Annotated in this window: 12 protein-coding genes; 10 read left to right on the forward strand and 2 right to left on the reverse strand. The window is 59.0% G+C overall.

Annotated features, from left to right (window positions below; all coding sequences use genetic code 11):
• Positions 1-3 precede the first annotated feature (3 nt).
• Both ubiG and JOE33_RS21385 read right to left on the reverse strand, forming a co-directional pair.
• A complete protein-coding gene (ubiG, locus tag JOE33_RS21380) occupies positions 4-702 on the reverse strand; it encodes a bifunctional 2-polyprenyl-6-hydroxyphenol methylase/3-demethylubiquinol 3-O-methyltransferase UbiG (RefSeq protein ID WP_187625745.1) in 699 nt (232 codons plus the stop codon).
• An 85-nt stretch (positions 703-787) separates the two neighbouring features.
• Positions 788-2,119, reverse strand: coding sequence for a TRZ/ATZ family hydrolase (locus tag JOE33_RS21385; protein WP_122694955.1), 1,332 nt, complete (start codon positions 2,117-2,119; stop codon positions 788-790).
• A gap of 120 nt (positions 2,120-2,239) precedes the next feature.
• On the opposite strand from JOE33_RS21385, the gene mtnA reads away from it, so the two are divergent.
• The 10 genes from mtnA (at position 2,240) to JOE33_RS21435 (ending at position 15,683) form a co-directional block, all read left to right on the forward strand.
• Positions 2,240-3,316: an S-methyl-5-thioribose-1-phosphate isomerase gene (gene mtnA, locus JOE33_RS21390; protein WP_187625744.1), complete on the forward strand. Its 1,077-nt coding sequence runs from the start codon at positions 2,240-2,242 to the stop codon at positions 3,314-3,316.
• 304 nt (positions 3,317-3,620) lie between these two features.
• The gene (gyrA, locus tag JOE33_RS21395; protein WP_010433620.1) at positions 3,621-6,401 is read left to right on the forward strand and encodes a DNA gyrase subunit A; all 2,781 of its coding nucleotides are present in this window, start codon (positions 3,621-3,623) and stop codon (positions 6,399-6,401) included.
• Positions 6,402-6,605: 204 nt separating this feature from the next.
• Positions 6,606-7,691 (forward strand): 3-phosphoserine/phosphohydroxythreonine transaminase, encoded by a 1,086-nt coding sequence (gene serC / locus JOE33_RS21400; protein ID WP_003393775.1) that lies wholly within the window; start codon positions 6,606-6,608, stop codon positions 7,689-7,691.
• On the forward strand, positions 7,691-8,785 hold the full coding sequence (pheA, locus tag JOE33_RS21405; protein ID WP_010433626.1) for a prephenate dehydratase: 1,095 nt from the start codon (positions 7,691-7,693) through the stop codon (positions 8,783-8,785). The genes serC and pheA overlap by 1 nt, the downstream gene beginning before the upstream one ends.
• Before the next feature lie 57 nt (positions 8,786-8,842).
• Positions 8,843-10,447 (forward strand): prephenate dehydrogenase/arogenate dehydrogenase family protein, encoded by a 1,605-nt coding sequence (locus JOE33_RS21410; protein WP_010433628.1) that lies wholly within the window; start codon positions 8,843-8,845, stop codon positions 10,445-10,447.
• The gene (gene cmk / locus JOE33_RS21415) at positions 10,444-11,133 is read left to right on the forward strand and encodes a (d)CMP kinase (RefSeq protein WP_187625743.1); all 690 of its coding nucleotides are present in this window, start codon (positions 10,444-10,446) and stop codon (positions 11,131-11,133) included. The genes JOE33_RS21410 and cmk overlap by 4 nt, the downstream gene beginning before the upstream one ends.
• A 121-nt stretch (positions 11,134-11,254) precedes the next feature.
• The gene (gene rpsA / locus JOE33_RS21420; protein WP_002554562.1) at positions 11,255-12,946 is read left to right on the forward strand and encodes a 30S ribosomal protein S1; all 1,692 of its coding nucleotides are present in this window, start codon (positions 11,255-11,257) and stop codon (positions 12,944-12,946) included.
• A 321-nt stretch (positions 12,947-13,267) separates the two neighbouring features.
• Positions 13,268-13,564, forward strand: a complete 297-nt coding sequence (gene ihfB, locus JOE33_RS21425; protein WP_002554561.1) for an integration host factor subunit beta — start codon at positions 13,268-13,270, stop codon at positions 13,562-13,564.
• A gap of 24 nt (positions 13,565-13,588) precedes the next feature.
• Positions 13,589-13,831, forward strand: a complete 243-nt coding sequence (locus JOE33_RS21430) for a lipopolysaccharide assembly protein LapA domain-containing protein (protein WP_010433633.1) — start codon at positions 13,589-13,591, stop codon at positions 13,829-13,831.
• 409 nt (positions 13,832-14,240) lie between these two features.
• Positions 14,241-15,683 carry an MBL fold metallo-hydrolase gene (locus JOE33_RS21435; protein WP_122694958.1) on the forward strand — a complete coding sequence of 481 codons (1,443 nt, stop codon included), beginning with the start codon at positions 14,241-14,243 and terminating at the stop codon, positions 15,681-15,683.
• Positions 15,684-15,762 lie beyond the last annotated feature (79 nt).

The raw sequence follows: 15,762 nt of genomic DNA on the forward strand, positions 1-15,762 counted from the left end.
CTGTCATGCCTCCCGCAGGGTCTGGATCATGTAGTTGACGCCAACATCGGAGGTCAACTTGTAGTGCTTGGTCAGCGGGTTATAGGTCAGACCGATGACGTCCTTGACCTGCAGGCCGGCATCACGGCTCCAGGCGCCCAGCTCGGAAGGGCGGATGAATTTCTTGAAGTCGTGGGTGCCGCGCGGCAGCAGGTTGAGGATGTATTCGGCGCCGACCACGGCGAACAGATAGGCTTTCGGGTTGCGATTGATGGTCGAGAAGAACACCTGGCCGCCAGGCTTGACCATGCGGTAGCAGGCGCGGATCACCGAGGATGGGTCCGGTACGTGCTCGAGCATTTCCAGGCAGGTCACCACATCGTATTGCTCGGGCATTTCTTCGGACATGTCCTCGGCAGTGATCTGCCGATACTCGACGCTGACACCCGATTCGAGCTGATGCAGCTGCGCGACTGCCAGCGGCGCTTCGCCCATGTCGATGCCAGTCACCGTTGCGCCGCGCAGGGCCATCGCCTCGCTGAGGATGCCGCCACCGCAGCCGACGTCCAGCACCTTCTTGCCCGCCAGACCGACACGCTCGTCGATCCAGTTGACGCGCAGCGGGTTGATGTCATGCAGCGGCTTGAATTCGCTTTCGCGGTCCCACCAGCGATGGGCCAGGGCCTCGAATTTGGCGATTTCTGCGCGGTCGACGTTGCTCATGGGTGTCCCTCTTGAACTCAAAATTCTTTTTCAGCAGTCAGACTTATAGATAAGCCTGACTGGCATGTGTTCGGTCCGAATCGTATTATTCGGCTTTACCGGAAATACGTTGACCCCACGCAATCGCGGTATCGCGCAGTGCGTGTTCATCCATACGGGTCAGCTGGCGAGCGTCGAGCAATTGCTTGCCGGCCACCCAGACATGGCTCACGCAATCGCGGCCAGTGGCATATATAAGTTGCGATACCGGGTCGTAGACTGGCTGCTGGGCCAGACCCGACAGGTCGAAAGCAACCATATCCGCCGCCTTGCCGATCTCCAGCGAGCCGGTCTCGGCCTGAATACCCAGGGCGCGCGCGCCATTCAGCGTCGCCATACGCAGCGCGCGGTGTGCATCCAGCGCCGTGGCCGAGCCGGCGACAGCCTTGGCCAGCAAGGCGGCAGTGCGGGTTTCGCCGAGCAGGTCCAGGTCATTGTTGCTGGCGGCGCCGTCGGTACCCACTGCAACGTTCACACCGGCCTGCCACAGTCGTTCGACCGGGCAGAAACCGCTGGCCAGCTTGAGATTGGATTCGGGGCAATGAATGACGTTTGTGTTGCTTTCTACCAGCAGGGCCAGATCGTCGTCGCTGATCTGTGTCATGTGCACGGCCTGGAAGCGCGGCCCGAGCATGCCCAGCCGGTTGAGGCGGGCGAGGGGACGTTCCTGACGCTGTTCGACAGCCTGCTCGACTTCAAATGCGGTCTCGTGGACGTGCATCTGGATCATGGCGTCCAGTTCGTCGGCGATAACCCGGACCTTCTCCAGGTTCTCGTCGCCCACGGTATAGGGCGCATGCGGGCCGAAGGCGATCTTGATGCGTGGATGATGGGCAAGGTCGTTGAACAGTTCGATGCCGTTGTGCAGGGCTTCAGCCGTGGTATGGGCACCCGGAATCGGAAAATCCAGCACCGGGACGGTGATCTGCGCGCGCATGCCGCTGACGTGGACGCGTTCGGCGGCCACTTTGGGGTAGAAATACATATCGGAGAAACAGGTGATGCCGCCCTTGAGCTGTTCGGCGATGGCCAGATCGGTGCCGTCACGCACGAAGTCTTCATCGACCCACTTGCCTTCGGCAGGCCAGATATGGTCCTGCAGCCAGGTCATCAGTGGCAGATCGTCGGCCAGCCCGCGAAACAGGGTCATCGCCGCATGGCCATGGGCGTTGATCAGGCCGGGGCTGAGCAGCATGCCGGGCAGTTCCTGCACCTGCACGGCGTTTTGCCGCAGCGCTTCGGCGCGTGGGCCTATATAGACGATACAGCCATCGCGAATGCCGATGCCGTGGTCCTTGAGCACGACGCCTGCGGGCTCGACCGGCACCAGCCAGGCGGGCAGGAGCAAAAGGTCGAGCGGTGCTGTAGCGTTCGGCATGAGAAGGTTTCCATCGTTTATTACGTTGATGACGAAGTATACCCGAGCGTCTTCGCAGGCGGCTCGCTATAATCAGCGGCTTTTGATGCTGGGTTTCGGATGTTCAAGATGGAGTTGGCGATGCGCGATCGAATGTTGGCTGCGGAGAAAGTTAAGGCCATCGATTGGCGGGACGACGCTCTGTACCTGCTGGACCAGCGGGTACTGCCGTTCGAGGAAGTCTGGCACCGCTATACCACCGCCGAGGGAGTCGCCGAAGCGATTCGCGCGATGGTCGTGCGCGGGGCGCCGGCCATCGGCATCAGTGCCGCCTATGGTGCGGTGCTGGCCGCACGTGCGCGTATCGCGCAAGGTGCAGACTGGTATCCGGCGCTGGAAGAGGACATGCAGTTGCTGGCCGATTCGCGCCCGACGGCAGTGAACCTGTTCTGGGCGCTGAACCGGATGCGTGATCGTCTGATGCGCGTGAAGGACGGCGATGACCCGCTGGCAGCCCTCGAGGCCGAAGCCGTGGCGATTCACCTGAGCGACCGCGAGGCCAATCTGACCATGGCGCAGCTGGGTGCCGACCTGATCCGCAAGCATCAAGGCAACCTGCAGACGGTGCTCACCCACTGCAATACCGGGGCGCTGGCCACGGGCGGCTTCGGCACGGCGCTTGGCGTGATTCGCGCGGCGCATCTGGAAGGCATGATCGAACGGGTCTACGCCGACGAAACCCGGCCCTGGCTGCAGGGCTCGCGGCTGACCGCATGGGAACTGGCCAATGAAGGCATCCCGGTGACCCTGAACGCAGATTCCGCCGCCGCGCACCTGATGCGCACCAAGGGCATCACCTGGGTCATCGTCGGCGCCGACCGCATCACCGCCAATGGCGATGTTGCTAACAAGATCGGCACCTATCAGCTCGCCGTCGCCGCCATGCACCACGGGGTGCGCTTCATGGTGGTGGCGCCGAGCTCGACCATCGACATGGACATGGCCAGTGGCGACGACATCATCATTGAAGAACGTGACGGCCGCGAACTGCTCGAAGTGGGCGGTCAGCGGGTCGGTGCCGAGGTCGAGGCCTTCAACCCGGTGTTCGATGTGACGCCGGCAGACCTGATCGATGCCATCGTGACCGAAAAGGGCATTGTCGAACGTCCCGATACCGCACGCATGGCGCAATTGATGAGCCGTAAACACCTTCACTGATGCTCACAGGTCCGACCCGTTGCCGCTGTGCAATGCGGCTGGGCGGGCCTGTAAGCGTTTCTCAGGCGTGTTATGCGTCTGTGGCTCGCTTTCAGCGCCTGCAAAGGATGTGAGCGCCTCGGCGATTGTGGTAATATCCGGCGGTTATCGGGGACACTGATTGTGGTCGCCCACGCTGCGTAGATTCATGGCATAACTCGTTGATTTGTCGTAAGTCGCTGCCCTGCACATGCTGGCAGCGGCGAGCTTCGTATACCCCGAATGGGTTTGCGAGGTTTCACCAGAAAAAGGAATCAGGCTTCTCATGGGCGAACTGGCCAAAGAAATCCTCCCGGTCAATATCGAAGACGAGCTTAAGCAGTCCTACCTCGACTACGCAATGAGCGTAATCGTCGGTCGGGCACTGCCCGATGCGCGCGACGGCTTGAAGCCCGTGCACCGGCGCGTGTTGTTCGCAATGAGCGAGCTGGGTAACGACTGGAACAAGCCGTACAAGAAATCCGCCCGTGTGGTTGGTGACGTGATCGGTAAGTATCACCCGCACGGCGATACGGCTGTGTACGACACCATCGTTCGTATGGCTCAGCCATTCTCGCTGCGCTACCTGCTGGTAGACGGTCAGGGCAACTTCGGTTCGGTCGACGGCGACAACGCGGCCGCCATGCGATACACCGAAGTGCGCATGACCAAGCTGGCGCACGAGCTGCTGGCCGACCTGCACAAGGAAACCGTGGACTGGGTGCCGAACTACGACGGCACCGAGATGATCCCGGCGGTGATGCCGACCCGTATTCCCAACCTGCTGGTCAACGGCTCCAGCGGTATCGCCGTGGGCATGGCGACCAACATTCCGCCGCACAACCTCGGTGAAGTCATCGACGGTTGCCTGGCGCTGATCGACAACCCCGAGTTGACGGTCGACGAGTTGATGCAATACATCCCCGGCCCGGATTTCCCGACTGCCGCGATCATCAACGGTCGCGCCGGCATCATCGAAGCCTATCGCACGGGCCGCGGACGCATTTATATGCGTGCGCGCTCCATCGTCGAAGACATCGATAAGGTCGGCGGTCGCCAGCAGATCGTCATCACCGAGCTGCCTTACCAGCTGAACAAGGCGCGTCTGATCGAGAAGATCGCCGAGCTGGTCAAGGAAAAGAAACTCGAAGGCATCACCGAACTGCGCGACGAGTCCGACAAGGACGGTATGCGCGTGGTCATCGAGCTGCGTCGTGGCGAAGTGCCTGAGGTTATCCTCAACAACCTTTATGCCCAGACCCAGCTGCAAAGCGTTTTCGGTATCAACATCGTTGCCCTGATCGATGGTCGTCCGCGCATCCTGAACCTCAAGGACCTGCTGGAAGCCTTCGTTCGTCACCGCCGCGAAGTGGTTACCCGCCGTACCGTGTTTGAACTGCGCAAGGCGCGCGAACGTGGCCACATCCTTGAAGGTCAGGCGGTTGCGCTGTCCAACATCGACCCGGTCATCGCCCTCATCAAGGCTTCTCCGACACCTGCCGAAGCCAAGGAAGCGCTGATCAAGACGCCTTGGGAGTCGAGCGCAGTGGTCGAGATGGTCGAGCGTGCCGGTGCCGATTCGTGCCGCCCCGAGAACCTCGATCCGCAATACGGTCTGCGTGAAGGCAAGTATTTCCTGTCGCCGGAACAGGCCCAGGCCATTCTGGAATTGCGTCTGCACCGCCTGACCGGTCTGGAACACGAGAAGCTGCTGGGCGAGTACCAGGAGATCCTCAATCAGATCGGCGAGCTGATCCGCATCCTGAACAGCGCCACGCGCCTGATGGAAGTGATCCGCGAAGAGCTGGAACTGATCCGCTCCGAATACGGCGATGCCCGTCGCACCGAGATTCTCGATGCACGTCTGGACCTGACGCTGGGTGACCTGATCACCGAAGAAGAGCGTGTGGTGACCATTTCCCACGGCGGCTATGCCAAGACTCAGCCATTGGCGGTCTATCAGGCTCAGCGTCGTGGCGGCAAGGGCAAGTCGGCCACCGGCATCAAGGATGAGGACTACATCGCTCACCTGCTGGTCGCCAACAGCCACACCACGCTGCTGATGTTCTCCAGCAAGGGCAAGGTCTACTGGCTCAAGACGTACGAGATCCCGGAAGCGTCCCGCGCTGCCCGTGGCCGTCCGCTGGTCAACCTGTTGCCGTTGAGCGACGGCGAATACATCACCACCATGCTGCCGGTCGACCTCGAAGCCATGCGCAAGCGTGCCGATGAAGAAGGCGAGGCGCTGGAAGGCGAACTGGACGACGCGGAAAACAGCAGCGAGAGCGAAGAAGAGCGCAAGGCCCGTATCAAGGCTGCCGACAAGAAGAAGGCTCCGTTCATCTTCATGTCCACCGCCAACGGTACCGTCAAGAAGACCCCACTGGTTGCATTCAGCCGTCAGCGCAGCTCGGGCCTCATCGCCCTTGAGCTGGACGAGGGCGACATCCTGATCTCTGCGGCCATTACCGATGGCGAACAGGAAATCATGCTGTTCTCCGACGGTGGCAAGGTGACCCGCTTCAAGGAATCCGATGTGCGCGCCATGGGCCGTACCGCCCGCGGTGTTCGTGGCATGCGTCTGCCAGAAGGACAAAAGCTGATTTCGATGCTGATCCCGGAAGAAGGCAGCCAGATTCTTACCGCTTCCGAGCGTGGCTACGGTAAGCGTACGGCCATTTCCGAGTTCCCCGAGTACAAGCGCGGCGGTCAGGGCGTCATCGCCATGGTCAGCAACGAGCGTAACGGCCGTCTGGTCGGCGCGGTTCAGGTGCTCGATGGCGAAGAAATCATGCTGATTTCCGACCAGGGCACGCTGGTTCGTACCCGCGTCGGTGAAGTGTCCAGTCTGGGTCGTAACACCCAGGGCGTTACCCTGATCAAGCTGGCAAGCGACGAGAAACTGGTCGGTCTGGAGCGTGTTCAGGAGCCGTCGGAAGTCGAAGGCGAAGAGCTTGAGGGCGAAGAGGTTGTCGACGGCGTGATCGTCGATGCTGCTGAAGTGGACGATGCCGGTGAAGACCTGCAGGCGGATGCTGCGTCAGACGAAGACGAACCACAGAACTAAGCGGTAACGTAAATCAGGTAAGGGCTGGCTCGTCTGTGCATGCATCTGCATTCCAGGCAAGTCCAGCCCTTGCGGCATTCGGCCAGCCCGGCGGCCGGAGCAAAATTCCCGCAAGGAGCTGCCAGTCGCTGCGGCGTCTGTCTGCTCGTGGCAAGCAACCAGAAACAAGCGCATACAGACCCAACGTATTTGACGAGAGTGGATATGAGCAAGCGAGCCTTTAACTTCTGCGCAGGTCCTGCTGCGCTTCCTGAAGCTGTTCTGCTGCGTGCCCAGGCGGAACTCCTCGACTGGCACGGCAAAGGCCTTTCCGTCATGGAAATGAGCCACCGCAGCGATGAGTTCGTCTCCATTGCCACCAAGGCCGAGCAGGATCTGCGTGACCTGCTGTCCATTCCTTCGAATTACAAGGTGTTGTTCCTGCAAGGCGGTGCCAGCCAGCAGTTCGCCCAGATTGCGCTGAACCTGCTGCCTGAAAATGGCAAGGCCGATTACATCGACACCGGCATCTGGTCGCAGAAGGCTATCGACGAGGCTTCGCGCTACGGCGCAATCAACGTCGCGGCCAGCGCCAAGGCCTACGATTACTTTGCCATTCCCGGCCAGAACGAGTGGAAGCTGTCCAAAGACGCGGCTTACGTCCACTACGCGCCAAACGAAACCATTGGCGGCCTGGAATTCAACTGGATTCCGGAAACCGGCGACGTGCCCCTGGTTGCCGACATGTCTTCGGACATCCTTTCGCGTCCGCTGGATATCTCGCGTTTCGGCATGATCTACGCCGGCGCCCAGAAGAACATCGGCCCCAGTGGCATCGTGGTGGTGATCATTCGCGAAGACCTGCTGGGCCGCGCACGCTCGCTGTGCCCGACCATGCTCGACTACAAGGTCGCTGCCGACAATGGCTCGATGTACAACACGCCGCCGACCCTCGCCTGGTACCTGTCCGGGCTGGTCTTCGAATGGCTGAAAGAGCAGGGCGGTGTCGAAGCGATCGGCAAGCGCAACGAAATCAAGCAGCGCACGCTGTATGACTTCATCGACGCCAGCGAGCTGTACAGCAACCCGATCAACAAGCCTGATCGTTCGTGGATGAACGTGCCGTTCCGTCTGGCTGACGATCGTCTCGACAAGCCGTTCCTTGCCGGTGCCGATGCAAACGGGCTGCTCAACCTCAAGGGCCATCGCTCGGTGGGCGGCATGCGTGCCTCCATCTACAACGCAATCGATATCAACGCCATCAATGCGCTGGTGGCCTACATGAAAGACTTCGAGAAGGAGCACGGCTGATGTCCGAGCAAGAACTCAAGGCGCTTCGCGTCCGTATCGACAGCCTCGATGAGAAGGTTCTGGAGCTGATCAGCGAGCGTGCCCGCTGTGCCCAGGAAGTGGCCAGGGTCAAGATGTCCTCGCTGGCTGAAGGTGAAGTGCCTGTGTTCTATCGTCCGGAGCGCGAAGCTGCGGTGCTCAGGCGAGTCATGGACCGCAATCGCGGTCCGTTGAGCAACGAAGAAATGGCGCGTCTGTTCCGCGAGATCATGTCTTCCTGCCTCGCATTGGAACAGCCGCTCAAGGTCGCCTATCTTGGCCCTGAGGGCACGTTCACCCAGGCCGCCGCGATGAAGCATTTCGGCCACGCAGTCATCAGTCTGCCGATGGCAGCAATTGACGAAGTGTTTCGCGAAGTGGTTGCCGGTGCCGTGAATTTCGGCGTGGTTCCGGTGGAAAACTCCACCGAAGGCGCGGTCAATCACACCCTCGACAGCTTTCTTGAGCACGACATGGTGATCTGCGGCGAAGTCGAACTGCGCATTCACCACCATCTGCTGGTGGGCGAAAGCACCAAGACGGAAAGCATCACGCGCATCTATTCCCATGCTCAGTCACTGGCCCAGTGCCGTAAATGGCTGGATGCCCATTACCCGAATGTCGAGCGCGTCGCCGTTGCCAGCAACGCCGAAGCCGCCAAGCGGGTCAAGGGCGAGTGGAACTCGGCGGCCATCGCCGGCGATATGGCGGCAGGTCTGTACGGCCTGACCCGTCTGGCGGAAAAGATCGAAGATCGTCCGGACAATTCCACGCGCTTTCTCATCATCGGCAATCAGGAAGTCCCGCCGACCGGCGATGACAAGACCTCGATCATTGTGTCGATGAGCAACAAGCCGGGCGCGCTGCACGAGCTGCTGGTGCCTTTCCACGAGAATGGCCTGGACCTGACGCGGATCGAGACCCGTCCTTCGCGCAGCGGCAAGTGGACCTACGTGTTCTTCATCGACTTCGTCGGGCATCACAAGGATCCGCTGGTCAAGGCCGTGCTGGAGAAAATCAGCAGTGAAGCCGTGGCCTTGAAGGTCTTGGGTTCCTACCCGAAGGCGGTTCTCTGAGGGCGCGTTCCATGATTCGTTTGTTTTTTACCTTGCCGGGCTGTCAGGTATGTTCGCGTGGTTGAAGTGATTGCAGAGCAGTCAGTACGTCCCGTTATCGGTCGTCTGGTGGTTGTCGGGCTCGGGCTGATCGGTGGTTCCTTTGCCAAGGGCGTGCGCGAAAGCGGCCTGTGTCGCGAGGTGGTCGGCGTCGATCTTGATCCGCAGTCGCGGCAACTGGCGGTCGAGCTGGGTGTCGTGGACCGTTGTGAGGCTGACCTTGCCACCGCTTGCCGTGGCGCTGACGTGATTCAGCTGGCGGTGCCGATACTGGCCATGGAAAAGCTGCTTGCGCTGCTGGCGCCGATCGATCTGGGTCATGCAATCCTGACCGATGTCGGCAGCGCCAAAGGCAATGTGGTGAGGGCTGCGCGTCAGGCGTTCGGGCATATGCCGTCGCGCTTCGTGCCCGGTCACCCGATTGCCGGTTCCGAGCAGAGCGGCGTCGAGGCGTCCAACGCGGCGCTGTTTCGCCGCCATAAGGTCATTCTCACGCCGCTGGCTGAAACCGACCCTCAGGCGCTGGCGGTTGTCGACCAGTTGTGGTCAGCCCTTGGGGCCGACGTAGAGCACATGCAGGTCGAGCGCCATGATGAGGTGCTGGCTGCCACCAGCCATCTGCCGCATCTGCTGGCATTCGGTCTGGTCGACTCACTGGCCAAGCGCAATGAAAACCTGGACATATTCAGGTATGCCGCAGGCGGGTTTCGTGACTTCACGCGTATCGCAGGCAGCGATCCGACCATGTGGCATGACATTTTCATGGCCAACCGTGATGCCGTACTGCGCACACTGGACAGCTTTCGCACCGATCTCGACGCCTTGCGCGACGCAGTGGATGCCGGTGACGGCGCGCAGTTGATGGACGTATTCACCCGTGCGCGCGCAGCGAGGGAGCACTTCGGCAGAATCCTTGCCAGCCGTGCCCGTGTCGATACCACACCTGGCGAGCCGCGTGAAATTCACGGCGGATCTGCAGAGGGTGTCAGTCATCGCATCAAGGGGCCGGTGGATGTGACCTCGGCGGTGCTGTTCATGGTCGCGACGTCGATCAGTGAAGGTTGCGACCTGCTGCTGGAGGACGTTCCTGTCAGTTCCTCGTGCGAGGGTGCGATCGATATTTTGCGCCTGATGGGCGGCGATATCGTGCTGCAGAATGTCCGCAAACTGGCGGGTGAACCGGTCGCGGACCTGCACGTACGCTCGACCCGGCTCAAAGGCGCTGACATCCCCGAAGCGCTGGTGCCGCTGGCGCTGAATGCATTTCCGGTGCTTCTTGTTGCCGCAGCCTGCGCAGAAGGGCGTACCATTCTGCGCGGCGCGCAGGCCCTGCAAGCCGATGAGTCGGAGTGCGTCAGGCTGATGGCCGACGGCTTGCTGGCTCTCGGCATCGAGGCGGAGCCGGTGCTGGATGGCATCATTATCGAAGGCGGTGCGCCGGGCGGCGGCGAGGTTGATGCTCGCGGTGATCAGCGTATCGTCATGGCGTTTCGCGTTGCATCGTTGAGGGCTTCGGCGCCCATCCGTATTCAGGCGTGCGCGGATGCCGCCGCATTGTTTCCCCATTTTCTGGCGCTGTGCGCTCAAGTTGGCATGCGTGTAGCGCAAGAGGACAAAAAGTGAAAATCAAAGCTCCTGTTATTACCATCGACGGACCCAGCGGTTCCGGAAAGGGCACTGTCGCCGGATTGCTGGCCAGGAAACTCGGCTGGTGCCTGCTCGACTCCGGTGCGCTGTATCGCCTGCTGGCTTTTGCCGCGCGCAATCACGGCGTCGACCTGACCAATGAAGAAGCGCTCAAGCTTCTGGCCGCTCATCTGGATGTTCAGTTCGAAGCGACTGCGGCAGGGCAGGGGCAGCGCATCATTCTCGAAGGCGAGGACGTCACCCACGCGATTCGCAACGAGCAGGTCGGCAGTGGCGCATCGCAAGTGGCCTCGCTGCCGGCAGTACGCGATGCTTTGCTGTTGCGCCAGCGCGCGTTTCAGGAAGAGCCTGGCCTCGTCGCGGACGGTCGCGACATGGGCACAGTGATATTCCCGGATGCACCGCTGAAGATATTTCTCACCGCCAGTGCCGAGGAGCGTGCGCGTCGACGTTACTTGCAGTTGAAGGCCAAGGGCGATGATGTTAGTCTGTCGAGTCTGCTAGATGAGATATGTGCACGCGACGAGCGTGACACCCAGCGAGCGGTAGCACCGCTGAAGCCGGCGCACGACGCCATACAGCTGGATTCCACTGAATTGTCCATCGAACAGGTGCTGGAACGCATTCTGAGTGAAATCGCGCTTCGCGGTATTGCCGGATGACGAAGAAGCGTGTGGGAGACCAGTCATAGTCCCGCAGGCTTTCTTTTACTTGAACGAAACCCACGTTGTCTGGAGCGTGGCAGATGGGCGTATTCTTCGCCCTTGATCAACAGGAATTAAAATGAGCGAAAGCTTTGCAGAACTTTTTGAAGAAAGCCTAAAGACCCTCAACCTTCAGGCCGGTTCGATCATCACCGCTATCATCGTTGATATCGATTACCAGGCAGGTTGGGTTACGGTTCACGCCGGTCTGAAATCTGAAGGCCTCATCCCGCTGGAGCAGTTCCACAACGACGCTGGCGAGCTGACCATCAAGATCGGTGATGAAGTTCACGTTGCGCTGGACGCGGTCGAAGATGGCTTTGGCGAAACCAAGCTGTCCCGCGAAAAAGCCAAGCGTGCCGAGTGCTGGATCGTTCTGGAAGCGGCTTTCGCAGCTGAAGAAGTGGTCAAGGGCGTTATCAACGGTAAGGTTAAAGGCGGCTTCACTGTCGACGTTAACGGCATCCGTGCGTTCCTGCCTGGTTCTCTGGTTGACGTCCGCCCTGTGCGTGACACGACTCACCTGGAAGGCAAAGAGCTCGAGTTCAAGGTCATCAAGCTGGACCAGAAGCGCAACAACGTTGTCGTTTCCCGTCGCAGTGTCCTGGAAGCCGAGAACAGTGCCGAGCGCGAAGCTCTGCTCGAGTCCCTGCAGGAAGGTCAGCAAGTCAAGGGTATCGTCAAGAACCTCACCGATTACGGCGCATTCGTCGATCTGGGTGGCGTCGATGGCCTGCTGCACATCACCGACATGGCCTGGAAGCGCATCAAGCATCCATCGGAAATCGTCAATGTTGGCGACGAGATCGATGTCAAGGTCCTGAAGTACGATCGCGAGCGCAATCGTGTTTCCCTGGGTCTGAAGCAACTGGGTGAAGACCCATGGGTTGCTATCAAGGCTCGCTACCCGGAAAGCACCCGCGTTACCGCGCGTGTTACCAACCTGACCGACTACGGCTGCTTCGCAGAGCTGGAAGAAGGCGTGGAAGGCCTGGTACACGTTTCCGAAATGGACTGGACCAACAAGAACATCCACCCTTCGAAAGTCGTTCAGGTTGGCGACGAAGTGGAAGTCATGGTTCTGGACATCGACGAAGAGCGTCGTCGTATCTCCCTCGGCATCAAGCAGTGCAAATCCAACCCATGGGAAGATTTCTCTGGCCAGTTCAACAAGGGCGATAAAATCTCCGGCACCATCAAGTCGATCACCGATTTCGGTATCTTCATTGGTCTGGACGGCGGCATCGACGGTCTGGTTCACCTGTCCGACATCTCCTGGAACGAAGTGGGCGAAGAAGCCGTACGTCGCTTCAAGAAGGGCGACGAGCTCGACACCGTGATCCTGTCGGTTGATCCTGAGCGTGAGCGTATCTCGCTGGGTATCAAGCAGCTGGAAAGCGATCCGTTCTCCGAGTACGTCACTGTCAATGACAAGGGCGCTATCGTTCGCGGTATCGTTAAAGAAGTTGACGCCAAAGGCGCCATCATCACCCTGGCCGACGACATCGAAGCGACCCTCAAAGCTTCCGAAATCAGCCGTGACCGCGTTGAAGACGCGCGTAACGTTCTGAAGGAAGGCGAAGAGATCGAAGCCAAGATCATCAGCGTTGACCGCAAGAGCCGCGTAATCAGCTTGTCTATCAAGTCGAAAGACGTTGAAGACGAGAAAGAAGCGATCCAGAGCCTGCGTAGCAAGCCTGAAGTCGCTGAAAGCACTGGTCCTACCACTATTGGTGACCTGCTGCGCGCGCAAATGGAAAAACAGAACTAAGTTCTGCTTGACCAAAAAAAGGACGACTTCGGTCGTCCTTTTTTGTTTCTGCCGTTCAGGCCCTACAGATTAGGGTGCCCCCGGCTTGCTCTCACGCACAGTGTGAGTCGCAAAGTGCCTCCAGCGGCCTCTCAGGCCGTCCTGTTTTGTCTATTGTCCCGCCTCCCTTCCTATACCGCTTGCTTGTCATGTCGCTGTCATCTGTCCATGCCTGGTTAGACGGTGTTGAACATAAGTCAATAGATGGGCTGTTCAAATTCATCCGGTCATGCTAAAACCTTCCAAGCGCTGATCTAGCTGCTTGAAAAAGAAGGGAAAAATATGACGAAGTCGGAGTTGATCGAACGAATTGTCACCCATCAAGGGCTGCTCTCATCCAAGGATGTGGAGCTGGCCATCAAGACCATGCTTGAACAAATGTCCCAGTGCCTGGCTACCGGCGACCGAATCGAAATTCGGGGCTTTGGCAGCTTTTCATTGCATTACCGCGCACCGCGGGTAGGGCGTAACCCGAAGACCGGTCAGTCGGTCAGCCTCGATGGCAAGTTTGTCCCGCATTTCAAGCCAGGCAAGGAGCTTCGGGATCGGGTCAACGAGGACGAGGAAGAGGGCTTTTAAAGCCATTCACTACAGGATCACCAGATGCGTATCTTCAAACGAGTCATTTTGATCGTCGCCGTGTTGTTTGTTGTTCTGGCAACAACCGTTTTTGTGCTTGAAAACCGGCAGTCTGTCGCCGTGACGCTGTTCGGTTGGTCGGCGCCTCAGCTTCCGTTGGCATTGCCTGTCGTGCTTGCCTTGCTCGTCGGCATGGTCATCGGCCCGATACTGGCGTGGATAGCCAGCTTTCGTAAAAAGCGCACACCTTCCCCTCGCTCTGTCTGAGCAGCGCTGATCAGGCGTCGTCGGAGATCAATCTGGCGACACGGTAGCGCGTGTTTTTATTCCCTCCTGTTCAATGAAACAGCACGCGCTACTCCGAAGCTGGCGCGCTTGTTTGTCTTCAAACGGTTTTGTTGAAAAAAGAGTCTTATAATTCTGTCGGTTTATTCTTTGCTTGTATCAAGAATAGTTACTTCGCTGTGTAGGACTATTCGCTTTTTTAATTCATGTATCCATTCTAAAGGGTTAGCCGGTTATATTCATTTTCTGCGTCGATTGCTGCTGCCCTGAGAGGGTTGTGTCAAGACTTGAAAATGAGTCGTTCAAGTGCAGAATGCGCCAAACTTACTGTTCAGATTTCACTCCGGATGTTCCAGGCATTCAGAGCAGGCTGACAAGAAAAGGTGACTGCATGTCTTATCCGGAAATCACTCATCACGGCGCTGTCGATACCGTGACGGGCTCGTGCCACCAGTTGCATATGGATGCGTCGTGCAGCCTGTTGATTGATTGCGGGTCGGTGCAAGAGCGCGGCAGGCCGTCCGGGACCGCTTCGTTCGGCTTCGATCCCGAAGCGATCAGGGCCTTGATGATCACCCATGTGCACAATGACCATGTCGGACGTATTCCGGAGCTGCTGGCATTTGGTTACACAGGGCCGATATTGTGCAGCGAACCCAGTGCCCATCTGTTGCCACTGGTCATGGAAGATCTCCTGAACATTCAATTTGCACACGACCCCGGGCAGGCAGCGCGTTATTTGGAGCTCATCAGCAGGAGAGTCATCGCCCTGCCATTCGATGACTGGTTCAGCCTGGTCGAAAACGAATCCCTGCATTGCCGGGTCCGTTTGCAGCGTGCCGGGCACATACTGGGTTCGGCCTACATAGAATGCGATCTTCAATACCCTGCACAAGCGCGTTCTGTGCGAGTGGTCTTTTCCGGAGATCTGGGGGCGAGCAACACACCGTTTCTGCCTGCGCCGAAGCCGCCCGAGCGGGCGGATGTGCTGATTCTGGAAAGTACTTATGGCGATCGTATTCACGAAGATCGCAGCCTTCGCCAGCAAAGGCTCGAGCGGATCATAGACAAGGCGCTGGAGGATCAGGGCACCGTCCTGATCCCGGCGTTCAGTATCGGTCGAACCCAGGAATTGCTTTACGAGCTTGAGGACATCCTGCGGCGCAAGATGCAGTCGAATCACTCTGCCCAGAACAGTGCCAACCCGAGTGGCGGTGAAATAACCGCCGGCAACTGGTCGAGATTGCCGATCATCCTTGACTCACCTCTGGCGAACCGGTTCACGAAGGTCTACCAGTCGCTCGACGACTACTGGGATGAGGATGCACGGCTGAGGCTCGATGTTGGCAGAAAGCCGTTGGGTTTTGCGCAACTGGTTACTGTCGACACTCATGGGCAACACTTGCGCACGGTCAATTATCTGGCCAGCACTGCGCGACCGGCCATTGTGATTGCCGGTAACGGCATGTGTGCCGGAGGCAGAATCGTCAATTACCTGAAAGCCATGCTCGGTGACGCGCGTCATAACGTGGTGTTTGTCGGCTATCAGGGCAAGGGCACGCCGGGTGAGGCCATTCAGTTACACGGTCCACTGGGCGGCTATGTAGAGCTGGACCATGAGCGATTTGATATTCGCGCCGCTATCCATACCGCCAAAGGCTATTCTGCCCATGCCGATCAGAGCGAACTGGTGGAGTTCGTTACCGGCATGAACGAGTGGCCGAAACAGATTCGGCTGGTGCATGGTGAAGCGGCTGCAAAAAAGACGCTGGGCAATATTCTGGTTCAGCAGTACGCGCGCGAAAAACGCCACGTGGAAGTGATCATCCCTTGAACGGAGAGTGGGCGTGTTAGTTGTAAGCTGACGGTGTAACCGAAATTTTGCCGTGCGAGCTTCTTCACGCGATTATTGC

This window comes from Pseudomonas sp. PvP027, assembly GCF_017833005.1.
GTDB classification, from domain to species: domain Bacteria; phylum Pseudomonadota; class Gammaproteobacteria; order Pseudomonadales; family Pseudomonadaceae; genus Aquipseudomonas; species Aquipseudomonas congelans.